The following is a 23654-nucleotide window of genomic DNA, read 5'->3' as shown; positions in this document are numbered from 1 at the left end:
GCCGGTTCCGTCGCCGGTTCCGTTGCCGGTTCCGTCGCCGCTGCCGGTTCCGTTGCCGGTCCCGGGTTCGGGCCCGGTGGGATCCGGGGCGTCGGTGAGGACCGCGTAGCCGGCACGGTCCACGACCACGCCGGTGACGCCCGGCACCGTGGACAGGATCGCGTCGGTGTCCGGCGGGACGAAGCCCCGCTCACCCGGCGGCAGGCCGGGGTTGCCAGGTGGGCCGTCCGGGTCCTCGGCGGTCACGCCTGCACCGTCCGGCCCGGCGACCACCACCGGCGGGTGCGCGTACCAGCGGGGTGGCTCGGTCGGTCCGTCGAGTACCGCGGCCAGGGTCAGGCCGGCGGTGGCGAAGAGCGCCACGCCGAGGGCGAGTGCCACGAACGAGCCGGCGAAGCCCACCCGGCGGGCCGCCAGGGTACGCCGGGCGATCGCGATCACCGGGTCACCCCGGTCGACCCGACCTCCAGCCGGGTCATCCGCTCGGCGACGGCCTGCGGCGTCGGCCCGACCAGCTCACCGGCGAGCCGGCCGTCGCGGAGGAAGAGCACCCGGTCGGCGTACGCGGCGGCGAGCGGATCGTGGGTCACCATCAGTACCGTCTGCCGGTGGTCGTCGACCATGCCCCGCAGCAGCGTCAGCACCTCGCGTCCGGTGGCCGAGTCCAGCGCACCGGTCGGCTCGTCGGCGAAGAGCACCTCGGGCCGGGTGGTCAGGGCCCGGGCAATCGCGACCCGCTGCTGCTGCCCGCCGGAGAGTTCGGCGGGCCGGTGCCCGAGGCGGTCGGCGAGGCCGACGGCGGCCAGCGCGGCCCGGGTCTCCGCCCGTTTCGGCCGGCGCCCGCCCAGCATCAGCGGCAGCGCCACGTTGAGTTCGGCGGTCAGCGCGGGCAGCAGGTTGAACTGCTGGAAGACGAAGCCGATCCGCTGCCGCCGCAGCAGGGTCAGCCGGGTCTCGGAGAGGTCGTCCAGCCGGGTGCCGCCGACGTGCACCTCGCCGGAGGTGGGGCGGTCCAGCCCCGCCGCGCAGTGCAGCAGGGTGCTCTTGCCGGATCCGGACGGACCCATCACCGCGGTGAAGGAGCCGACCGGGAGGTCAACCGACACCCCGGCCAGGGCCCGCACCGTCGTACCCCGGGCGCCGTAGACCCGATGCAGGTCCCGCAGGCGTACGGCTGGTTGCATGCTTGTCGTCACGGGTTCCAGCCTCACGGCGAGCCGACCCGCCGTCACTGGCCCGAACTTACCCGGCGGGGTAGTGCCAGCGTTACCACCGGTGGTGGCGTACGCCCCGGCACCCGACCCGGGCGTAGGCTGTGCCGGTGGCGGAGGTCCGGCTCCAGCAGGCACAGCCCGGCCCGGCTCCCGCCCCGACCGCTTGGTACGCGCTGACCCGCCATCCCCGGCGGTTCCTCGGCTCGTGGTGGCCCTGGCGTTCCCTCGGCTACCTGCTCTCCGGTGTCCTCGTCGCGAGCCTCTGGCTGGCCGGTGTCCTCGTGCTGGTCTTCGTGCCGGCGGCCGGCATCGTGGTGCTGCTCGCCGGCATCCCGTTCGGCCGGGTAGAGCGGTGGCGGCTGCGGCTCGTCGACCGGACGCCCGCGCTGTCGGCACACCGCCGGCCCGGCCGCCCCGGGCTCTGGGCCTGGCTGGCCACCCGGTTCCGGGAGACCAGCACGTGGCGGGAGCTCGGCTACGCGCTGCTCTTCTCGTTCGGGCTGGCCTGGCTCGACCTCTGCGTGGCGCTGCTGGTGCTGTGCGGGGCGTACCTGCTCGGGTTTCCGCTCGTCCTGCACTTCACCCCGGTGGAGTACCGGCCGGTCGAGGTGCTCTGGTGGGACGTGACCGGCAATCCGGAGTCGCTGCTGGTGACCGCTGCCGGCGTGGTCGTACTGCCGGTGCTGCTCTACCTCGGCACCGCGTACGCCGCCGGCCGGGCCGCGCTGACCCGCTCGGTACTGGCCCGGCAGCCGGAGGAGTTCCTCCGGGCCGAGGTGGTGCAGCTCAACCGCTCCCGGGCGCGGATCCTGGAGGCGTCGGACGCCCAGCGGCGGCGGATCGAACGTGACCTGCACGATGGTGCGCAACAGCGGCTGACCGGACTGATCATGACGCTGGGCCTGGCCCGGGACCTCGTACACCGGGCGTACGACGAGGCCAACCAGGCTCTCGCCGAGTTGCGGGACCTGGTGCGGGGCATCGCGCCGCGGGTACTCACCGACCGAGGGCTGGCGCCGGCCCTGGACGAACTGGCCGGGCGCTGTGCCGTACCGGTCGACGTGGCGGTCCGGCTCGACGCGCGCCCGCCGGAGCCGGTGGAGACGGCGGCCTGGTTCGTCGTCGCCGAGGCGCTGACCAACGTCGTCCGGCACAGCCGGGCCGGCCGAGCCAGGGTGACGGTGGAACGGGACGGCGACGACCTGACGGTCGAGGTACGCGACGACGGGATCGGCGGCGCGGACCCGGGCCGGGGCAGCGGTCTGGTCGGTCTGGCCGACCGGGTCTCGGTACTGGCTGGCCGGATCCTGCTGACCAGCCCGCCGGGTGGCCCGACGGTGCTGCGCGTGGAGCTGCCGTGGGCGGCGTGACCATGATGGACGCGGTGACCAGGGTGGACGGGGTGGACGCGGTGACCAGGGTGGACGCGGTGGACGGGGTGGACGCGGTGGACGGGGTGGACGCGGTGGACGGCGGGGTGCGAATCGTGCTCGGAGTGGAGCTGGAGCGGCCGTGCGGATCGTGATCGCCGAGGACTCCGCCCTGCTGCGCGAGGGCCTGCACCAGATCCTGGCTCGCTTCGGCCACCAGGTACGGGCCGTCGGCGACGGTGCCGGACTGCTCGCCACGGTCGCCGAGGAGCTGCCGGACGTGGTGGTGACCGACGTCCGGATGCCGCCCGACTTCCGCGACGAGGGCCTGCGGGCCGCGCTGGAGCTGCGCCGCCGGCACGCCGAGCTACCGGTGCTGGTGCTGTCCCAGTACGTCGAGCAGACCTACGCCGCCGAACTGGTCGACACCGGCGCCGGGGTGGGCTATCTGCTCAAGCACCGGGTCGGCGACGTGGCCGAGTTCGTCGACGCGCTGGACCGGGTCGCCAGGGGCGGCACCGTCATCGACACCGACGTGGTACGCCAACTGCTGAGCCGGCGCCGGGCCCGAGCTCCGATCGACCGGCTGACCGCGCGTGAACGGGAGGTGCTGGCGCTGATGGCGGAGGGCCGGTCGAACGCGGCCGTGGCGAGGCGGCTCGACGTCTCGGCGGCGGCGGTTGCCAAGCACGTCAACAACATCTTCAGCAAACTGGGCCTGCCCCCGGCCGCCGACGACCATCGCCGGGTACTGGCCGTCCTCGCCTATCTGCGGTCCTGACCGACCTCAAGATCAGGCGCGCGGATCTGGATCCCCTCCATGTCAAGGGATCGTGGTGAGTTTGTTCTAGGGTTTCCGCGGCGGGTCCGGGTTGTGACTTGTCCGAAGAGACGGCTGTAACATCAGACCATGACAAGCAGAAAGGCCCATGGCCGCTGACCGCCGGCTCGCGCTCCACGCGACGCTTCCCGACCGGTACGCCCACCTCGAGGTCATAGCCTCCACCATCGACCACCTCGGTCGGGTCGTCGCCCTGGTCGCCAACCCCGTCCAAGGCTTCCTCTCTGTCCCACACCTCCCCGAGCTCCGTCCGCCGCCGCGTTACGACGCGATCGCCCTCATCTGTGCGGGTGCCGAAGTCCACGAGATCCCACTGCACGATCTCGACCTGAAATTCACCGGCACCGACGCTCTCGGCGACGGCGTCGTGCTGACCGCCGCGCGCTGCGAACCGCCGGGTATTCCCCACCACCGCTACGGGGAGCCGGTACCCGAGGATGAACTTCACCTCACCGCGAACCTCCAGGTGTTCGACAGCCATGGACACATCCGAACGGCCTTCTACGCCGGCGACGGCATCGAACAACTCGTAACGGATCCCCATGGGAACATCTGGATCAGCTACTTCGACGAGTCGAGCTACTGGTCCGCTAACCCGGACGGCACCCGCTCGTACGGGTTCATGATCGGTCTGGCGCGCTGGGACGGCAACGGAGGCGACCCCTGGATGGCGTCGTCCGACACCCCGGGAGTGGCCTGGTGCGACTGCTACGCGCTGAATGTGGGCCGGGAGCGGGTCCACGCCTGTCCTTACCCCGACTTCCCGCTGGTCGAGCTCGACCGGGCCGCTGTCCTGGCGATCACACCGAACACCATCACGAGATGCGCTGGCCTGGCCGTTGCCGGCTCCGAGCTCGCCTTCCTCGACCAGCGCCGGGCAGGGGGCGCGTTTCACTGGGAGGCCCGTCGAGCACACCGAGAGGGCGGAGTCGTTGTCGAGAAGGGACGCGAACGCCTGGTGCTGCCGGACGGCAGACAACCGTCCGGTTGGGCACGTGGAAAGGTCGGCCGTGACGGAACGCTGTGGCTACAGGTGGATGGGGACCGCCAGCGTTGGTATCGGTACGAGATCGATGGCTAGTTTACCGCACGCCGCGCTGCACCGACGTCAGTACGATGTCGTCGCCGAGGGTGAGGATGCCGAACGTACCGGCGCCAGCACCGCCGGCCGATCGCCGGCCACTCGTCACGAATCACCATGCTCAGGGGTGTCCTCGGTGCTGGTTCTGCGGTGTGGGCCACGACCATCCGGCCGACATCGCGCGCCCCGGGATCGGGATCTGGAGGAGTTATGGACGCTGCCGCCTGGTTGAGCGGCCTACTCGCCCTCGTCGGTGTCGGGATCGGCGGCCTGTTGTCGGCCTGGGCACAGGGCCGGGCCTGGAAGCGCGAGCAGATGCGGCAGTGGGAGGACGCCCGCCGCGGCGCGTACGGCCGGCTGGTGGCGGCGGTGCGGGAGGCACGCCTATACAAGCACCGCATCGGCGCTGACGGCGAACCAGCACGCCGGCATCCGGATCTACCGCCGATCGGGCGCAACCCTCGTCATCCTCCGCAACCACTGACGCCGATGTCGGCCGGCTGCCAGGGCGTGCAGGTGCCGACGGGCCGGCCGACCATGGTCTTGTGATCGATCATGTTCATCGTGGGTCGCTGCGGCTCTGATGTGGCCGCCGGGACCTGGGGCCGATGCGAACACGGTTGCGGAATTGTGGAGTGCCTAAATCGGATGCCCGACGGTCAGTCCGACGAGCCGGGATCGTGCCCGGACTCATGCACCGCAACGGCCAGGCCCACCTCCTCGAGGACCTCCGCTGGAGTGTCGCCGCCACGGTTGGCGGCGAGGTCGGCAAGCAGGGAAGCCAGAGCGATCAGGCCACTGATGGAGGTGCCGGCCGTTTGTCCGTTGATGAGGGGCGCGATGCGGTCAGCGAGTGCTTCGCCGTCGGCACCGGCCTCGATCGCGAGGGTGACGAGGGCGATCGCGTGTTTGACTGCGTCGGCGGAGGTGGTCATCGGCCGATGGTACGGCTGACGTCGGTGCCGACGTCGACTACCTCCTACAGGCTTACCTTCGCGCCCACAATGTGTCACACCGAGGCCCCGTACCAGTGACCCTCGCTGATCTTCCCCACGCCACTCACCGGCCCGTCGCAGTCGGCGCCCGCAGAGATCTCGCTGCCGCCCGCGGGCCTGCCTACGCAAGGAACCCGAAGCGTCGACGCCATCTGGACACCGACTGACCATGTAACTACCGTGGCACGTATGGATCCTTACGTGGTCACCACGCCCGCAGCATGGCAGGAGAGCTGGGACCGTCAACAGGAGGCGTACCTGCCGGACCGGGAACAGCGCATCGCCGCGATGCTGGACGCCGCAGCCGCCGTGACTGGTCGACGCCCGCCACGGCTACTCGACCTCGCTGGCGGCACCGGCACCATCACCCTGCGCGCCTTGGCCCGGTTCCCCGATGCCGAGGTCACCCTCGTTGACCAGGACCCCGTCCTGCTTGCCATCGCCGGTGCGTCGCTGGTTGGCCGCGCGACGATCGTCACCGCGAATCTCGACACGCCGGAATGGGCCAGCACGCTGCCACACGACCACTTCGACGCCGTACTCACCGCCACCGCCCTTCATTGGCTACCCCCGGACCGGCTCACCGTCCTGTACGGCGAGGTCCGCGATCTGTTGCGCCCCGGCGGGGTGTTCGTCAACGCCGACCACATGCCTGACGACGGGCTGCCGACGCTGACCAAACGGATGGCCGCCGACGCCGACGCCCGCCGCCAAGCCCGCTACGCCGCTGGTGCAGTGATGCCCTGGCGGGCGTGGTGGGACCATGTCGCCGCCAACCCGACCATGGCGCCGCTGGCCGAACGACGCAAGCGGATCTACCCCGACGGGCACGCCGCCGAATGGACCCCACCGGCCTCCTGGCACCTCAGCGCCCTCCGTGACGCCGGATATTCCGAAACCGGACTGATCTGGCGCGGCGGCACCGACGCCGCGGTCGCCGGCGTCCGCTGACGCCAGCCACCGCCCCGACCTGGCATGTCAGCGTGCTGTGGCGGCTGCGTCCCGGTGTGCTCCGAGGGCTTGGCAGAGTACCCGGTGGACGTAGTCGCTGTCGGCGGGAACGTTGTCGATGAGGATCGCGGTGCACAGGCCGTCGGAAGTGGCGACGAGAGCGGCGACGGCTTCGGGGGCGGCGGTGAGGGTGGCGGCGAGTTCGGCGACGTTCTCCCGCCACTGCCGGGCCACCGGCGCCAAGGCGGGTCGGCGGGCGGCCAGGGTGGACAGTTCGCGTTCGGCCAGGGCGCGTTCGCGGCCAGGTCCACCGGATTCGGCGATCAGCTCGGCCAGGCCACGCAGTTTGTCGCCGGGTCCGTCGATGATCTGGCGGATGCGAGCGGTGTAGGCGTCGGCGACGCTGGACAGGGCCGCGACGAGCAGGTCGTCGAGGGTGGCGAAGTAGTAGGTGCTCAGGCTGGTGGTGATGCCGGCCTGTGTGGCGACTGTGCGGTGGGTGACCCCGGCGGCGCCGTCTCGGGTGACGACCGCGAGGGTGGCATCGATGATCTCGGCGCGGCGCTTGGTGCCCCTGGCCCGGCGCCCATCAATGAGTTCCCTCTCCTCGTCGTCCATGTTCCCTCCTGGCGCTCCAGGATAGTCGGGCAGGTCACCGCTGGGCATCTTCGACGTCCTGGTCCTCGCCCAGCGGAGGTACGTGCCGGAGCACCACCAGGCTCAGCACGATCGCGGCCACGACGGCGACCCCTGCCACAGCGGAGGCGAGGTTCACCCCGGTGGTGAATGCCTCTCGTGCGGCCCGAACGACCTCGGCGGGCACCTGGTCAGCGACTGACAGAGCCCCGGCGAGGCTGCCGGTGACCCGGTCGGCGACCTCAGGCGGGGCGTCTGAGGGGGCATCCGTACGCGCGCTGTAGAGCACGGTGGTGAGGCTGCCGAGCAGAGCGACGCCGACGGCAATGCCGAGTTCCTGGACGGTCTCCGACATCGCGGCAGCCGATCCGGACTTGCTCGCCGGTGCGGCGCCGACGACCATGTCAGTGCCCAGGGCGGCGATGGCGCCGAGGCCCAGATAGATGAACGCGAACCCGGCCGCCACGGTGACCGCGTCACCGACTCCGGCGTTGGCCAGCAGCGCGTAGCCGATCACCGACGCGGCCAGGGTCGCGGCCATGACCAGGCCGGGCCGCACCCGCCTGGCGATCACTGGTGCGCCGATAGCAGCTACGAACATCGCCAGGGCCTGCGGCCCCATCCACAAGCCAGCGGCGTACGGGGACAGTCCTTCGACGAGTTGGAAGTACTGGGTGACCAGGTACATGCTGCCGCCCACCCCGACGAGTCCGATCAGCAGTACGGCGAGTGCGGCGGAGAAGGCCCGGTTGGTGAACAAGGTGACGTCCAGCAGCGGCGAGGCGAGGCGGCGCTGCCGGCGTACGAAAGCCACCCCTGCGGCCGTGCCAGCCGTGAGGAGGATCGGGGTGCCCGCGTCAGGACCGTGGGCGGCGGCGTGCTTGACCGCGTAGATGACCGGCAAAATCGTCGTCAGGGAGAGAGCAACGCTAATCAGGTCCAGCCGTCCCGCGCTCGGGTCCGCGTACTCGGGCAGAATGGCCTTGGCGCCGGCCAGGACGATGACGGCGACGGGGGCTGCGAGCAGGAACGCCGCGCCCCACCAGAGCCCATCGACAAGCGCGCCGCCGACCACGGGTCCGGCCGCCATGCCGAGGGCGAACATCGTGGCCCACACTCCGACCGCCACCGCGCGCTGACGCACGTCGGGGAACATGTTCGAGATCAACGACAGTGTCGAGGGCATCAGCGTGGCGCCCGCGACACCCAGCAGCGCACGGGCCAGGATCAGCAGCTCGGCGCTGGGAGCGAAGGCCGCGAAACCCGACACCCCGGCGAATGCCGTCATCCCGATCATCAGTAGGCGGCGCCTGCCGATCCGGTCGCCCAGGGTACCCATCATGATGAGGAATCCGGCGATGAAGAACCCGTACGCATCCATGATCCACAGCGTCTGCGTCGCCGACGGGTCCAGCGCCGCGGCCATGCTCGGCAGCACCAGGTACAACACCGTTACGTCCAGGCCGAGCAGCACCGTGGGCAGCGCCAACAGTCCCAGGCCCAGCCACTCCCGTGCTCCCGCGGACCGGGTTGCGACTTCTGACACGACTCTCCTCCCGCACGAAGTTGTTTGAACGATAGTACAAGTAGAACTATCGTTCAAATATGTGGAGAGGGATGACAACGCTGGCGGGACGGCTGGTCAGCGTCGGTCAGCGACAGCCCGCGCCCGGCGCGTCGATCGCCCGGCCGCCACGCCGCGGAACGACGCGGCGGGCGGTACGCCGGACGGCATCGTCCCGGCACCCGGACGGACACCGGATGTCGCAACGACGGTGGGGCCAGGGTCGCTGCCGGCCCTGGCCCCAGAGGACGTCGCAAATCTTGTCGGTACGCGGTCAGCCGCGCGTCAGGTCAACTCCCACACCCGGCGATCCGGCCGATCGACGAGCCATAGCCTTGTCCACGCCCGCTACCGGTTCTTTCCTGTCGAGATGCCCTGCTCGATTATCTCCCAGATCTTGTAGACCGCGTACCCGACCTTGCCCTTCTTGCCGGCCTTCGGCGTATCCGAACGGTATCGTTCATAGGGATTAGCGGCGTTCGGCTCGTACCTGTTCTGATGGTCACGTTCCTCCTTCACCGTCGGCTTCTGCTCGCTCCACTTGCTCGGGTCCCTCGGTTCAACGGCGTTGTCTCTTATCTTCCCGTTTGAAAACACCATTCGTCGTCCGGCTTTGCCGGCGGCGCCGCCGGGCACCATTGCCATGGCGGCTCCGGTGTAGTCGCCGGTGCGTACGCTGTTGGCGGCTTCGACGGCGCTGATGGCCATGGTGGCGTAGGCGGCCACAGCGCAGACGGTGCAGGTGAACATCGCGACCACGGCCAGTGCGACCTTCGTGACGGTCCACACCTTGCCCCAGTCGACGTTTTTGTCGACCCATTTAGCGGCCTTGGTTACCACTCTGCCGGCTCTCTTGGCGGCTCTGGTCGCTGCTTTGGTGGCGCGTTTGGCGACGTTCTTGAAGGCGCGGACGTGTTTCTTCACCTGTTTCTTCGCCGCGTGGTACGCCTTACGCGCGGCCTGCTTGGCCTTGCGCACCACCTTGCGGGCGAGCTGCTTGGCCTTCTTCGCGGCCCGCTTCGCCGCCTCGGCCTTCTGCTTGGCCCAGCGGCGGGCGGCCTCGACCCGGGCCTTCCACGCCTTCCAGGCCATCCACGCCTTCCACCTGGCGTACGCGGCGGCTGCGGCGCGTCTGGCAGCGGCCCAGGCCCGCTTGCACCAGCCACAGAACGACCACTTGCCATCCGGGTCGGAGAACGTCTCCGGGCTGTTGTTCGCGTAGGCGTAGCCGTGCATCTGTTGCGGGTCATCGACGTCGATGACCGGGTCGAGGCTGATGAACCGGCCGACGAGTGGGTCGTACTCGCGGGCGCCGAGGTGGACCAGTCCGGTGGACGGGTCGCTGGTGCCGCCCACGAACGCCCGCTCGCCGGTCCAGTCGGTCGGCTGGGGACCGCGTGGCGCGCCGAACGGGTCGAAGCGCCGCTGGGTGACGGCCATGGTGGTGGCGTCGATGCTCAGCTCGTCGGTGTTGTGGTGGTCGCTGAACAGGAACTTCACCCCGGCGGCGGTGCGGACCGCGACCACGTCGTCGCCGTGTCCGTAGTACCGCAGGCCGCTGACCTGGCCGTTCTTGAGGGTCAGCTCCGTCCCGCCGACGTAGAGGGTGGTGCCGGTCGGGTCGCGGCGGATCAGGCGGCTGCCGTCGGCGTCGTAGACGTAGCTGGTCACCTTGCCGCCCTCGGTGACCTTCGCCAGGTCGCCGTCGGCCGTCCACTCCAGTGCCTGGGTCGCCCCGTTGACCACCCGCTTCGTGGTGTTGCCGGAGGCGTCGTAGGCGTAGCTGTCGGCGCGGGTGCCGTCCGGGCCGCTGGTGGTGACCGAGGAAAGGGTGTGCGGTTGGGCAGCCCCGGCGGCCGGGGTGGTGTAGGTACGGGTGGTATCGCCGCCGAGGGCGTGCCGGACCTCCTTGGTGCGGTTGCCGGTTCTGTCGTAGCTGTACGAATACCAGTACGGTGCGGGGCCGCCGAGCGCCGCCGCGGACCTGGTGGCGGCGCAGTTGCCCTCACGAGGGGTCCACGCCTCGGTCATCCGGCGGAGGTAGTCGTACTGGAAGCACTGGGTGTCCGCCTCCTGCTCCGGCGGCGCGTCACTGGTCCGCAGGATGTTGCCGGCGTCGTCGTAGGCGTAGCTGACGTCGGAGACCCGCTGCGGCGTGCCGTCCCGTTCGGTGACGACCCGCTTGAGCCGGCGGGTGCCGTCCTCGTACTCGTGGGTGCGGACCACGGACTTGCCGCCGGTGGAGTACACCTGGCGGATCTCCTCACCCAGCTTCGAGTAGAGGGTCTCCGTGACGTAGGAGGTCAGGCCGGTCGTGGTCGTCGGCAGGCCGAGTGCGTCGTAGCCGTTCCGGACCGTCTCGGCGGGCAGGCCACCGATGGCCGGCTCACTGCTGGTCGCCACCGAACCGTCGAGGTGGTATGACGACCGGAACTCGTAGCTGCCGGCAAGAGCTCCCTCGGAGGCGGGGATGCTGTATCGGATGCCGGTCGGGCGGTCCGCCTCGTCGTAGCCGGTGACCGCGGTCGTGTACGCGTTCCCGTCGACGTACCGGGTGTTGCTGGTCGGCTCGCCCTTGACGATGGTGTCGTAGGTGTACGCGGTCAGCTTCGTGGCGCCCTCGTAGGTGGCGGTGACCCGGTCCAGGGCGTCGTAGGTGTAGGTGAGGGTGCGTCCCCGCGCGTCGGTACTGGAGACGAGCCGGTCCTCCTCGTCGTGGCTGTAGGTGACGGTGCCGCTGTCCGGGTCGTCGGTCGAGATCAGTCGGCCCCGGAGGTCGTAGTGGTAGCGGCGGACGTTGTTCATCGGATCGGTGACCGTGGCCAGCTCACCGTCGTCGCCGTAGCTGTACTTGGTCACGTCGTACCCGCCGGTGGGGCTGTCGCCGTGGTACTGCCACAGTTCGAGGGTGGCGCCGGCGGCGTCCAGGATCGTCGTGGTCGCGGTCTCCCCCGCTGGTGGATCCACACTGACCCGGTCACCGCCGTACGCGGTGGTGGTTCGCCACTTCTCCACCCCGCGTACCAGGAAGATCTCCGCGGTTTCCCGCCCCGCACCGTCGAACAGGAACCTGGTCTGGGCGGGGATCTGCGCGTCCGGCACCGCGACGAGGTCGCCGCTGGGTGGTTCGGCGTCGTAGTAGTACGGGTCGTTCTGCCGCACCACCATCCCACGCGTGTCGTGGTACACGTCGGTCAGCACCCGTCCCCCACCCGGGGCCGGGCTCTGGGTCTGCCGTGGACGCAGCAGCGCGTCGAATATCTCGTAGCTGGTGGAGTAGCTGGCGCCGTCGTTCTGGAGCTGACGGGTGGCGACCACCGCCGGCTTGTCCTTGGTGATCTCGTAGCTGTATTCCTCGCTCGGTGACTGGCTGCGGGACCGGCCGGGCAGCCACACCTTGACCAGCCGGCCGAGCGCGTCGTACGCGAACTCGGTCCGCTTGCCGCCCTCGTCGACCGTGGCGAGCTCCTCGCCCCACGCCGGGTCGTACTCGGTCGTCTCGACGTGCCCGAGCGCGTTCGTCACCGTCTTCTTCGTCAACGGCCCGCCGGTGGCCGGGGTGTACCCGGTGGTGGTCTTGTTGTCCATCGAGTCGTACGACTCCACCACCCGGCCGTACACGTCGTACACGTTCCGGGCCGCCGTGCGGAGACCGCCCGCCGCGCTCATCTCCTCGGTCAGCGTCGGCAGCCCCCTGGTCGGCGACGCACCGGCCGCCTGCCCGTCGTAGCTGGTCCGCTCGTCCGAGATGACGTCTTCGGCGGCGAGGGTGCGGACGGCGGTCGAGCAGAGGGCGGCGACCGTCGTCACCCGACTCGGGTACGTCAGCATCCACTCCGACTCCGTGCGGGCATAGCTGTGCCGGGTGCACTTCTCGTCACCGGAAACCGCGGTGTCCCCGGCGTCGTCGATCTCGGCCGGCAAACCCTCGGCGGTGTACGTGGTGGCCGTCTCGGTACGCCGTTGCCCACCCGCGGCCAGTGGCACCCGGGTCCGGACCCGGGCCACGTTCACCGTGTACGCCCGGGTGACGCCCCATGGCCGGTCACGGACGGCGGTCGGACCGTTCACCCACGGATCGTTGATCTTGCTGGAGATCTCTGCCCCGCCCGGTCCGGACCGCTCGATCTCCTCCCGCACGAAGCCCTGTAGCTGCGGCGCGTCGACAATCGGGGGACCCTCCGAGGCGGTGACGGTGACCTGTCGGGGCGTACCGGAGGACTGCCTGTCGCCGTCCATGCCGCGCAGGTACAGGTATTCCGTCTCGGACGGCAACTCGGTCGCCGTGCCCTGCCGTACCCGTACCCGCTCGTAGCCGCGCCACTGCGACCAGGTCTTCTCATTCTCCTTCACCAACCCGTCGTCGTCGGCGAAGTGCCACGCCGCCCCACCGACGTACTCGTAGCTGGTGACCTCGTCGACCGAACCGGCGATCCGGTCGTCCTCCACCACCTGGGTGGTGACGTACTTGTGGAACCAGTCCGGCTTCGGCGCGGTCTCACCCTCCGCCTGCCAGATCGTCGGGAAACACCTTCGGACGTTGCTGTCCGGCACCGGCAGCGCGCCGGCCGCGCAGTCGAGGCCGGAGTAGTTGACCGTGACGACCCCACCGGACTCGGACGTGATCGTCCGCACCCGGTGCTTCACCATCGGCGGGATGTTCTCCTGACCATCCACCCGGTTCGGCATCTGCTCCGGCTGGAACTCCACCTCCGGCTGGGCCAGGCTGCCGCCCACCCGCCCCTCGTGGGTGATGCCCGCCAGCCACAACGCCGGGGTACCCGAGTCCGACACCGGGAACGTCTGCCGCAGCTTCCACACGTCCACCCCGGCGTACGCGGTGCCCCGCAACACCTCCGTGGTCACCGACGTCAACCGCTTACGCGTCCAGAACGACGGGGCGATGTTCGTGCTGCAACTCGACCCCGACTTGCAGTTCTGGTCCACCGGCGTGTCCGGCCAGTGCTGCGCGTTCGCCGTGGTGAACTGCGCGTCCGAACAGGTGATCGTGCCGCTGGGCAGGCACCGCTCGTCCACCCCGAACCGCACCCGTGCCGGCGCGGTCGCGTACGGCGTCTCCTTCCGCAGGCCGTAACGGATCTCGGTCAGGTAGCCGCCCCGGACGTACTGGGTGGCGGTGCTCCGGTTCCGGGCGTAGTAGTTCAGCTCCTTCGCATAGAAGTACGCCATCGCGTTGCCCCGGGGGTCCACGACGTAGTCGAGGTTCCACCGCCATGCCTGCTGGCACCAGGCGTCGGCAAAACTCGACTTGTAGCACGGCTCTCCCGGGTTGTTGCCGAAGACCGGCGCCGTCCAGGTCGAGTTCGTCTCCGGGTTGCCGCTCCCCCAGGTCGGCAGCCGGTTGAGCCCGAAGTAGTACTCGGTGCCGTCGGTCGTGGTGACCCGCCAGTGCTCGCCCCTGTCCGCGTCGCCGGTTCCCTGATCTCCGTTGGCCGCCCCGGCCAGCCGCTCGATCCGGGTGCCGTCGTCGTTCTTCGGCTGCCAGGTCTTGGTCGCGTCGTCGTACAGCAGCTCGGTCGCCGACCCGTTCAGCGACATCGTCGCGTTGTCGTATGCGAAACAGAGGTCGCCACGCTTCGGCGAGCCGGCCGAGCCGTCGTCGGCGCACGGCTTGTAGCGCCGCTCGATGAACCCACCCGGGCTGAGGTCGAACCCCTCCCCCACCCACGACGTCTGGTTGTTCGTCGAGGCGATCCGGCCGTCCACCGCACCCGAGGAGTAGCCGATTCCGAGCTGCGGCTCCGGCCCGTTCAACCCCGGTGGTGCGTCCAGCTCGTACTGCCAGGTGAAGTCGCCGGTCTGCGGGCTCACCTGCCAGGTGGCGGACTGTTCCAGCGGGGTCGCGGCGTAGTCACCGGCGCTGCCGGAGACACCGGCGATCACCGCGTACAGTCCCGCGCCCGTGTCCACCTCGGCGGTGATCCGCTTCCTGGCCGTGTCGTTGTGGGTCAGCACCGGGTCGCCCGGGCGGCACTCCGGGCGGTCCGGCGTCGACAGGGCGCACTCGGGCAACGGCGTGAACCGCAGCCGGGTCGCCCAGTCACCGCCGTACGCCCCGGCGAACGCCCCGTAGTCGACGGTCACCGCCGCGCTGCCGGTCACCGCCCTGGCGTCCGCCTTGCCGGCCGCCCTCTCCACCGCCTCGTCCGTCTCGGCGGCCAGCCGTACCAGCAGGCCCCGCACGCCGGCCCGCTCGGTCGACGCCCGGTCGAGCAGTTCCACCCGTACCCGGCCCGGGCCGGACGCCTCGCCGGCCGCGGCCGAGGCGGCCGGCGCCACCCAGACCGGCAGTGTTCCGGCCCGCGTCGCCGCGACGGCGCCACCGCGCGCGGTGCCCACCGTGGCCAGGTCGACCGATGCCGATCCCGGCGCCGGCCACGCGGGCGCCGGCAATGCCTGGAGTGTGGCGGTGGAGTCCGCCGGCAGCGGGGTCACCCGGGCCGGAGCACCCGACACCACCGGGTCCTTCGACAGCGGTGCCCAGGTCGGGCCCGAGTCCGCCTCGGCCCGGCTCGGCACGCTCGCCAGCGACACCGCCATCACCGCCGCAGTCGAGTAGCCGGTCCATCGTCGCCATCGTGTGTTGAGGTCGCGCATCGCTGCCCTCCCGGGGCTCACGGGTCTCACGGGTCTCACCTGGGGTTGGGAATCGTGGGGGTCGTCGGGGATCGAGTCCTGCCGGGGTCGCCGACGGCTCAGGAGAACGCCAGGTTGTCAATCTCGGCCTGACTCAGTACGCCCTGGTAGACGCGAACGTCGTCGAGGCTGCCGGGCCAGTGGTTGCCGTACGCGCCGGCGTAACGGGAGCGGCCGAGCTGCATCGGCCCACCCGCCTGCCACGCGGTGGTGAACGCCGCCGACGAGGCGAGTTCGCCGTCGACGTAGAGCCGGATCTGCTGGCTGGCCGCGTCGTAGACCCCGACAAGGTGGGTCCACCGCCCGACCACCGCCTCGGTCCGGGCGAACGCCCGGCTGGCGGCCTCCCCGCTGCCGTCCTTGCTGGACACGGAGAGGACGAACTTCCGGGCCGCCGCCGAATACTGAAGGTAGAGGCCGGAATGGTAGGTGCCGTCCTGGGCGACCGCGGTCGCGTAGGTGCTCGGCAGCGCGGAGAGGCTCACCCACGCGCTGACGCTGTAGCTACGGTCCGTCGTGGCGATGCCGGTCGTCGTCGTGAGCCGGCCGGTCGAGCCGTCGGTGGCCACCGCCGCGCCGGGCACGCCGAACCGGTCGGCGACCCAGGTGACGCCGCCGGCGGCGGTGAGCGGATGGTCGCGCCCGGAGGCGTCGGCGACGCTGACCCCGGTGCCCTCGTCCATCGGCCAGTGTCCGGCCAGGCCGGCGGGTCGGTTGGCGAGTTCCGCGATCTCGGCCGGGTAGACGACCCGGTCGTACGCCCGCACGTCGTCGATCTCGCCCGGCCAGTACTCGCCGAATGCGCCGTTATACTTCAGCCGGCCGATCTGCAACGCGCCGGAGGCGTACCAGGGCGGATCCGTGAACGGCGTCGTCGCCGCGAGCGCACCGTTGACGTAGAGCCGGAGCTGCCGGGCGGACAGGTCATACACGCCGGCCAGGTGGGTCCACCTGGTGAGCTGCGCCGGGTTCGGGGCTGCCGCCCGGACGATCGCGGTACCGGTCGCGTCCGTGACGTGGCGGTTGAACACCCAGCCGAACGTGCTGGAGTAGTAGAGCTGGAAACCGCCGTTCACCGCACCTGCCTGGGTCAGCGCGGTCGCGTTGGCGGCGCCGGACCGCAGCCGTACCCAGGCGGTGACCGCGAAGCTGGTGTCGGTCCGGACGACCGGACCGGAGGTGGCCGCGTACTGCCCACCACCGCCCAGGGTGAGGGCCTTGTCGTCCACGGTGCCGCCGTCCGCCGTGGTACCCGCGCCCAACCGGCCGGCGGCCCACCCGCCACCGCTCAGCGTGGCGGTACGCCCATTCCCGCTCGAATCGCCGACCACCGTCCCGGCACCCTCGTCCAGCCGGTACGCCGCGGCGGGACCGCTCGTCGGCGCGAGGTAGAAGTCGTACGCCCGGACCGCGCTCTGGTTGCCCGCCGAGTCCACGCTGCGCACGTACAGCGTGCGCAGTGGGCTCGGCGACGGACCCGGCGTGACGGAGACGGTGGCGCCGCGGTCGGCGCCGGTCGCCGCCACCCGCGTCGCCGGCTCCGGGTTGTCGATATCGTACTGGTACGCGGCGACGTCGGCGATCCCATTCGCAAGGAGCCGGAAGGTGCCCGGCCTGCCGACGCCGCCCGCACGCACCGGATCTGTCGGGTCCGCCTCCGGGTAGTCCGTGGAGGCGACCCCGGGCACCAGACTCGGCGCCGTGGTGTCCACCGTGAAGTAGCACCACCCGGTCCACGTGCTGGCCGCGATCCCGTCGTCCGCCCGCACCCGGAAGGCATAGGTCTGCCCGTCGACGAGCGGCGGCGCGGACGCGGAGAAGCTCGACGCCTGCTTGAACTCCGTCTCGTGGCTCCACACCGGCGCGCCGTCCCGGGCCAGCTCGAACTGGGCCCGGACGCTCTGCACCGCGCTGTCCTCGTCGGTCAGCGTGGCGATCAACCGGGGCGCGACGCTGGAGACCGCCGGCGCGGCCTCCGGAGTGGGCGCGCAGACATAGGCGGGTGCCACCCGCAGCGCGGTCGGGACCTGCGGGACCGAGTTGTACTCGATGGTGAGCGTGGGGTTGTTCCGGAACTTCTTCCAGCCGTGCGTGTCGGACTCGCTCGTGGCTCTCAGTCCCAGTGTGGTCGACGACCAGTTGCTCGCCGCCGCTTCCACCACGGCGCTGGTCGCGTCGAACTCCAGCGGACCAGCGGGACAGTTCGCCCCCCACCCCTTGGCCGCGGTGACGGTGTCCAGCCTGCGTACCCAGGTTGGCTGCTTCGCCCACGTGGTGCCGCTGCTGATGCCACCGGTCAGCCACAACTCCACATCCCGCGCCTGACACGAGTACGAGTGGATCTCGTACCCGGAGAACGTCGCGCTGAAGATCTGCTTCCCGTTCAATGGCGCGGTGTCCATCCGGAAGAACGCCCGGTACGTGTCGGAGGTCGGCGAGGCGTACCGGTCGGAGTAGTAGCCGACCTTCGCCTCGCCAGTGGAGTTGTAGTACGAGGTCGTGGAGAAGTGCTTGCTGACATGCGCCCAGGCGGACTTCCTCGCCGGGTGGTACAGGTACGGCTCGACGAAGACGGGATAGCTGGTCGCCGAGTCCGTGAGCATCGACAGGTCCGGCAGGATGGTGAGCGCGCCGCCGCTCACCGACACCCCCGCCCGGGCCTGCCGCGCCCCGCCCGGACGGGAGTCCCACATCCGCGGTGCCGGACCGTGCAGCACGGTTCCGCCCCGACGGTCCAGCACGCTCAGGTTGCCGGCCGGGTCGACCCGGACAGTGGCACCGTCGGTGGAGAGGCCGAGACGGAGACTCCGCAGCGCCGGGTCGAGCGCCGCCGCCCGATCCCGGACCACGAGTGCCTGCTGGTAGCCGAGCACGTCGGCGGTCATCCGCAGGTCGACGCCGGGCAGCACGTCGCGGTAGGTGGCGGTCGCCCCGTCCAGCACCGGCGCGGGAAGCCGGCCCGGCCAGTGGAGCGCGAACCCACTGTCCTGGTACGAGACCCGGAGCAGCGGACCGGCACCGCCACCGGAGAGGAGCAGTCCCAACTGCGTCATGACCGGTGCCACCGCCCCGTCCGCACGCTGGCGCAACGTGGGGTCGGCGGCCACCCAGTCGTCGCCCTGCCGCACCCGCACGGGGCGGGCGTACTCCCGGAGGGTCAGCGTCCCGGACGGGTTCGCCACGACCGTACGGGTCTCCGTGCGCATTCCGGTGATCTCGACACTCTGCCCGGACCGGCGCGCCGCCACCCGCGCCACCGACTCGTCCCGCACCTGGGCAGGCGGGACCGTCCCTGCCGCGAGCGTGCCCGGCACCTGCCGTTCGTGATCCGCGACAGCCGCAGGACCGGAAAGGACCGGGCCAGTTGGCCCGGCCACACCGACGGCGATCACAAGGCACACGGTCAGCACGCCCACGACTGCCCGCCTGATGGTCCGCATCCGGGCCCTCCCACCGTCCCATCGGCGCCGCCCGACGCCGACATCGCTCGACGTCGATCATCGACTGTGCGTGCACAGATTCCGCACAGGGAGTGCGCAGGGAGTGCGCAGGGGATTGACCGGAGTGCTCACCTCGGTGTGTCTGGGCCGCTCGCGTGTCCGTGCCGGCGGGTGGCTGCGTGCCGACCTGGATGGAGCGGCACGCAGCCGGCACTCAGCGCAGTGTGCCGAGGTCGATCGCCTCGGCCATCGCGCGATAGCCCGCGTCCGACGGGTGCAGGTGGTCGCCCGAGTCGTACGACGGGTTGATCCGTTGCGGGTCGGCCGGGTCACGCAGCACCGCGTCGAAGTCGACGACGGCGTCGAAGTCGTCACTCGTCCGGATGAACTCGTTCACGGCCTGCCGCACGCCCTCCCGCTCCTCGGTGTAGGAGCGCCATCCCTTGATCGGCGTGATGGTTCCGACGACGACCCGTAGGCCCTGGGCGTGTGCCTGGGCGGCGATCTGCCGCAGGGCGAGTTTCAGGGTCTCCGGGTCGAGGTGTGCGAGGTTGAGGATGTCGTTGACGCCCTCGAGCACGATGACCGTACGCGCCCCGGACGTGGTCAGCATGTCCCGGGACAGCCGGGCGAACGCGTTCGGGCCACCGATCCCGGTTCCGGTACTGCTGTCCAGGATCCGGTTGGCACTCATGCCGCTGTTGACCACGCCGAGCGCGGTCGGCCCCGGCTTGGCGGCGAGCCGGTCGGCGAGGACGTCGGGCCACCGCCGGTTCGCGTTGACTGTCGACTTGTCCCCGTCGGTGATCGAGTCGCCGAAGGTCACCACCGTGCCGCGGGCGGACCTGGACCGGACGTCCACGGCTGTCGCGTAGTACCACGACGTGGTCGGCTGGGTGAACGCGGTGCCCTGCTCGTCCGCCGCGTGGTCGCCGTCCGCAGTGATGAACGACGTCTGGTACGCGCGCGGGTGCTCGGTCACCGGGCCGGACGGCGCCGGGGTGTATACGGTCACCAGCAGGTCCCCGTCTGCCGGCACGGCAAGGGAAACCGGGTCGCTGAGCACCTCACCGCCGGCCGGGATGGTCACCGACGTCGTGCCGCCGAAGGTCAGCCCGCGCATCGTTCCGGGTACCGCGTCCGGTGCGTCGGGCCTGGTCGCCACCGCCAGCGTCGCCCGTCCGACCAGTACCGGCGCCGTGCCGAGCGCGTTGGACAGGCGCACGCGAGCCGCGTCGCCACCCACGCTGGTGTGCAACACGTTGCGGATCGAGTGGTTCGGCATGCCCTGGTCGGTACCGGGCGTCGTCCGCGCCATGGCCGTCTGCCAGGTGCCGACCCAGGTGTCGACCCGGTGGCCGGGCGGGCGGCTGTCGAGCTTGTCCAGGTCGACGACCGCTGCCATGGCCTGGTAACCGGCGTCCTTCGGGTGTAGGTGGTCGCCGGAGTCGTACTCCGCCCGTAACCGGTTCGGCACCGCGGGGTCCCGCAGCGCGGCGTCGAAGTCGGCCACCGCGTCGAACGCGCCGCCGTTGCGGACGAAGTCGTTGACCGCCTGCCGGACGCCCTCCAGTTCCTCGGTGTAGTTGCTCGAACCGCCGAACGGCGTGAGCGTGCCACCGGTGACCCGCAGCCCCTTCGCCTGGACCTGAGCCGCTATCTGGCCCAGCGCCGCGATGATCTCCGACGGCTCGCGGTGCTGCGGCTGGCCACCGATGTCGTTGATCCCCAGCAGGACGACCACCGAGCGCGCGCCGGTCGCGGTCAGCACGTCACGGTCCAACCTGGCCAGCGCGTTGGGGTTCCAGGTGCTGTTGAGCAACCTGTTCGAGCTGATGCCGGCGTTGAGCACACCGAGCCGTGTCGGCCCAGGCGCGGCGATCAGCCGGTCGGCCAGGTAGTCCGGCCAGCGGTGGTTCGCGTTCCGGTTCGAGTTGTTCCCATCGGTGATCGAGTCGCCGAGCGTGACCACCGCGCCGGTGGCGCGTCCCAGGACGTCGACGCCGCTCACGTACGGCCAGAAGGTGATCGTCTCGGTGAACGCCGCGCCGGACTCGTCGGCCGCGTGATCACCGTTCGGTGACAGGTACGAGGTCTGGTTGGCCACCTGGTGATAGGTCACCGGCCCGGACGGTACCGGGGTGTACACGCTGACCAGGAGGTCGCCATCTTCCGGTACGGCAAAGGTGATCGGGTCGCTCAGTACCTCGCCGCCGGCCGGGATGGTCACCGACGGCGCGCCGCCGAAGGTGAGTGCTCGCATCGTGCCCGCGACCGCGTCCGGCCTGTCGGGAGCATCGGCGACCGCGACCGTCACCGCGTCCATCCGTGCCGCGACCGTGCCGAGGACGTTGGTCAGCGAGACCCGCACACCCGAACCACCCACGCTGGTGTGCACGACGTTGCGGATGGTCCGGTCCGGATATCCGGTGGGGAGGTTGGGGACGACGCCGGAGGCCGAGGCGGCCCAGGTGCCGACCCAGTCACCCGGTGGTGCCGGGGACCGGCCGTCCTGGCCGGTCGCGGAGGCCGGGCTCGTCAGGCCGAGCACCAGCGCGAGCACTGTGCCGGCGGTTTTCGTCATTCTGAGGGCGTAGGACATGGGATCTCCTCACGGTCGAGAACGAGTTTGCCCCCCACCTTGATCACGGTCAACAGTCCCCTCGACCCGCCGTCCGGCACGGCGCGGTCTGTTCTTCGAGTCCGCCGCGAGCACGGAGAGGGATCGACGCAAGCGGATCACCTGACCCGTTGTTACCGAAGAGACAAGAGGCTGCGGCCCCTCGACGTCGCCTTGCGGGGCGTGATGTCGAGCCGCCTCGCGCCGGGTTGCGCGAAGCGCCCCGGGAGGGACGCGTCGACCAAACCGGCCCACAAGCCGCCCGGAGGGCTTGCGGTGCCCGAGGTCGGACGTAGGATGTTCGAGGCTAGCGTTCACCAAGGCCGAGCCGCTTCACCTGCCGTTCGCCCCGATCCGCCCCGGCGACGAGCATTGGAGGTATCGCTTCATGACGAGACGAAGAAACAGCCAGCGGCGCCGTCGACTGTTGTCCACCGTGGTGATCGCCGCGATGGCTGCTGCCCTGCTCACCAGCGGCACCGCGCACGCCGCCGAGCCGTACCACGAGGAACGGGCGGTCTACACGGCGAAGACGGACGGGTATTTCTGCTTCCGGATCCCGGCGATCGTGAAGGCCACCAACGGGGACCTACTGGCGTTCGCCGAAGGCCGGATCGACAACTGTGACGACAGGGGCGACATCGACCTGGTGCTGAAGCGGTCCCACGATGGCGGTCGTACCTGGGGGCCGCTCCAGGTCGTGTCGCGCGGCAACGGCGACACGCACGGCAACCCGATGCCGATCGTGGACGAACGCACCGGTCGGGTCCTGCTGTTCACGACCCACAACCCGGGCACCGGAAGCGGTGGACGCGATCCGTACCTCCAGGTCAGCGACGACGACGGAGCGACCTGGAGCGCGCCGCGGGAAATGACCGAGCTGATACTGCCGGAGTGGACCCACTGGTACGCCACCGGCCCGGTGCACGCCATCCAGCTCAACCGCGGTCCGCACGCCGGGCGGCTGGTGATGAGCGCCAACCATGAGTCCGCCGGTCCCGACGGGCGGCCCGTCGCCGGCATCCACCTCGGGTACAGCGACGACGGCGGCGACACCTGGCAGCTCGGCGCCAGCGCCGGCGGCGCCAGCGAGGACATCTTCGTCAACGAGTCGACCCTGGTGGAACTGACCGACGGGCGAATCTACGTCAACGTGCGGGAAGCCGGGACGGCCGAGGGCACGCGGGCGTACGCGATCTCCAGCGACGGCGGCGGCAGCTACGACGCGCCGTTCCAGATGGTGCCCGAGCTGACCATGCCGGTCGTGCAGGCGGCGTTGCTGCGCCTCACCGCCACCGACGAAGGTGACGCGCGGGACCGCATCCTCTTCTCCGGACCCGCCAACCCCGGTAAGCGGGAGGCCCTGACGATCCGGTCCTCGTACGACGAAGCCCGGACCTGGGAGACCTGGCAGGAAGGCAAGGTCATCAGCTGGGGTCCGGGCGGGTACTCCGATCTGGTCAAGATCGAGACCGATCCGATCGCGGGCCCCGTGGCCGGCGTGCTGTACGAAGGCGGCGTGGCAGCCCTGTACGAGGTGATCCAGTTCGTCAGGTTCAACGAGGCGTACCTCGACACCCCGAACGGCCCGCCGCCGAGCCTGCCGCCGCCACCGGAGCCGGGACCGACGACCCCGGACGCGGCACCGCGCTACGACAACACCGCCTACGTACGCGGCGACGCGACCCTGGGTAAGGGGCGGTACGGCACCGGGCTCGCGCTCGACGGCGTGGACGACCACGTGGAAGTGCCGTACAGCCCGGGCGTCGACCTCGGAGACGACGAGTTCACGATCATGACGTGGTTCCGGTACACCGAAACCACCGGCAGCATCGTGATCTGGTGGTTCTACCAGGTGGGGACGGGAGCCGCGCAGATCTGGCTGCGGGCCGAACCGGCGAGCAACCGCATCCGGGGTGTCGTCGGCACCGGCCAGGGCGACGCGAACATCACCATCCCGGGCGCATACAACGACGGGCGCTGGCACCACGTCGCCATGCAACGAACGGCGACCAGGGTCACGGTCCTCATCGACGGCGCCACCGTCGCCGACCTGGCCGCTCCCCGCGGCTCAGTGACGACCGGCAAGGAGTTCGGCATCCGCAGCGTCTACCTCGGTCGACGCGTCGACGGCCTGAACAACCCGTTCCGTGGCGCCCTCGACGAGTTCCGCATCTACGGCCGCGCCCTCAGCGCCAGGGAACTGCGGGAGATCCGGGAGCACAACGTACCCATCGCCGGGCAGCTCCGGCTCCGCCTCCCGTTCAGCACCATCGATCCCCGGC

The 23654-nt window shown here is 70.6% G+C and carries 14 protein-coding genes and 1 pseudogene; 7 read left to right on the top strand and 8 right to left on the bottom strand.

The window, feature by feature from the left end; genetic code table 11:
* Nucleotides 1–441 (bottom strand): annotated as a pseudogene (locus tag Pma05_RS35555) (hypothetical protein); the annotation flags it as partial.
* On the bottom strand, nt 438–1184 hold the full coding sequence (locus tag Pma05_RS35550; protein ID WP_203861920.1) for an ABC transporter ATP-binding protein: 747 nt from the start codon (nt 1182–1184) through the stop codon (nt 438–440). The pseudogene Pma05_RS35555 and the gene Pma05_RS35550, both read right to left, overlap by 4 nt.
* 137 nt (nt 1185–1321) lie before the next feature.
* Here Pma05_RS35550 and Pma05_RS35545 point away from each other — a divergent pair, with 137 nt between their 5' ends.
* The 5 genes from Pma05_RS35545 to Pma05_RS35525 all read left to right on the top strand — a co-directional run bounded on the left by Pma05_RS35545 (nt 1322) and on the right by Pma05_RS35525 (nt 5055).
* Nucleotides 1322–2584, top strand: coding sequence for a sensor histidine kinase (locus Pma05_RS35545; protein WP_203861918.1), 1263 nt, complete (start codon nt 1322–1324; stop codon nt 2582–2584).
* On the top strand, nt 2572–2739 hold the full coding sequence (locus tag Pma05_RS35540) for a hypothetical protein (RefSeq protein WP_203861917.1): 168 nt from the start codon (nt 2572–2574) through the stop codon (nt 2737–2739). The genes Pma05_RS35545 and Pma05_RS35540 overlap by 13 nt, the downstream gene beginning before the upstream one ends.
* Nucleotides 2727–3365, top strand: coding sequence for a response regulator transcription factor (locus Pma05_RS35535; RefSeq protein WP_203861916.1), 639 nt, complete (start codon nt 2727–2729; stop codon nt 3363–3365). Before Pma05_RS35540 ends, Pma05_RS35535 begins: the two co-directional genes overlap by 13 nt.
* 148 nt (nt 3366–3513) lie before the next feature.
* Nucleotides 3514–4506: a hypothetical protein gene (locus Pma05_RS35530; RefSeq protein WP_203861915.1), complete on the top strand. Its 993-nt coding sequence runs from the start codon at nt 3514–3516 to the stop codon at nt 4504–4506.
* A gap of 210 nt (nt 4507–4716) precedes the next feature.
* On the top strand, nt 4717–5055 hold the full coding sequence (locus tag Pma05_RS35525) for a hypothetical protein (protein WP_203861914.1): 339 nt from the start codon (nt 4717–4719) through the stop codon (nt 5053–5055).
* Between the two features lie 110 nt (nt 5056–5165).
* Here Pma05_RS35525 and Pma05_RS35520 read toward each other — a convergent pair whose 3' ends face one another.
* Entirely contained in the window at nt 5166–5441 is a 276-nt protein-coding gene (locus tag Pma05_RS35520; RefSeq protein ID WP_203861913.1) for a hypothetical protein, read from the bottom strand.
* A 249-nt stretch (nt 5442–5690) separates the two neighbouring features.
* Between Pma05_RS35520 and Pma05_RS35515 the strand changes: the two genes are divergently transcribed.
* Nucleotides 5691–6452: a class I SAM-dependent methyltransferase gene (locus Pma05_RS35515; RefSeq protein WP_203861912.1), complete on the top strand. Its 762-nt coding sequence runs from the start codon at nt 5691–5693 to the stop codon at nt 6450–6452.
* 27 nt (nt 6453–6479) lie between these two features.
* Here the strand turns inward: Pma05_RS35515 and Pma05_RS35510 are convergent, their stop codons facing one another.
* From Pma05_RS35510 to Pma05_RS43095, 5 genes are all read right to left on the bottom strand, one after another.
* Nucleotides 6480–7070, bottom strand: a complete 591-nt coding sequence (locus tag Pma05_RS35510) for a TetR/AcrR family transcriptional regulator (RefSeq protein ID WP_203861911.1) — start codon at nt 7068–7070, stop codon at nt 6480–6482.
* Between the two features lie 34 nt (nt 7071–7104).
* Nucleotides 7105–8634, bottom strand: coding sequence for an MFS transporter (locus tag Pma05_RS35505; protein WP_203861910.1), 1530 nt, complete (start codon nt 8632–8634; stop codon nt 7105–7107).
* 366 nt (nt 8635–9000) lie between these two features.
* Nucleotides 9001–15270: an RHS repeat domain-containing protein gene (locus Pma05_RS35500; RefSeq protein WP_203861909.1), complete on the bottom strand. Its 6270-nt coding sequence runs from the start codon at nt 15268–15270 to the stop codon at nt 9001–9003.
* Nucleotides 15271–15368: 98 nt separating this feature from the next.
* On the bottom strand, nt 15369–18581 hold the full coding sequence (locus Pma05_RS35495; RefSeq protein WP_203861908.1) for a LamG domain-containing protein: 3213 nt from the start codon (nt 18579–18581) through the stop codon (nt 15369–15371).
* A 382-nt stretch (nt 18582–18963) separates the two neighbouring features.
* Nucleotides 18964–21333, bottom strand: a complete 2370-nt coding sequence (locus tag Pma05_RS43095) for an SGNH/GDSL hydrolase family protein (protein WP_239313797.1) — start codon at nt 21331–21333, stop codon at nt 18964–18966.
* A 424-nt stretch (nt 21334–21757) separates the two neighbouring features.
* Here Pma05_RS43095 and Pma05_RS35480 point away from each other — a divergent pair.
* Nucleotides 21758–23654, top strand: a 1897-nt coding sequence (locus Pma05_RS35480; RefSeq protein ID WP_203861907.1) for a sialidase family protein, incomplete at its 3' end; no start/stop codon positions are given.

The organism is Plantactinospora mayteni (genome assembly GCF_016862935.1).
In the GTDB taxonomy this organism is placed as follows: Bacteria; Actinomycetota; Actinomycetes; order Mycobacteriales; family Micromonosporaceae; genus Plantactinospora; species Plantactinospora mayteni.
Note: the sequence above shows the minus strand (reverse complement) of the source record. Positions and strands in the feature narration are given on the sequence as shown.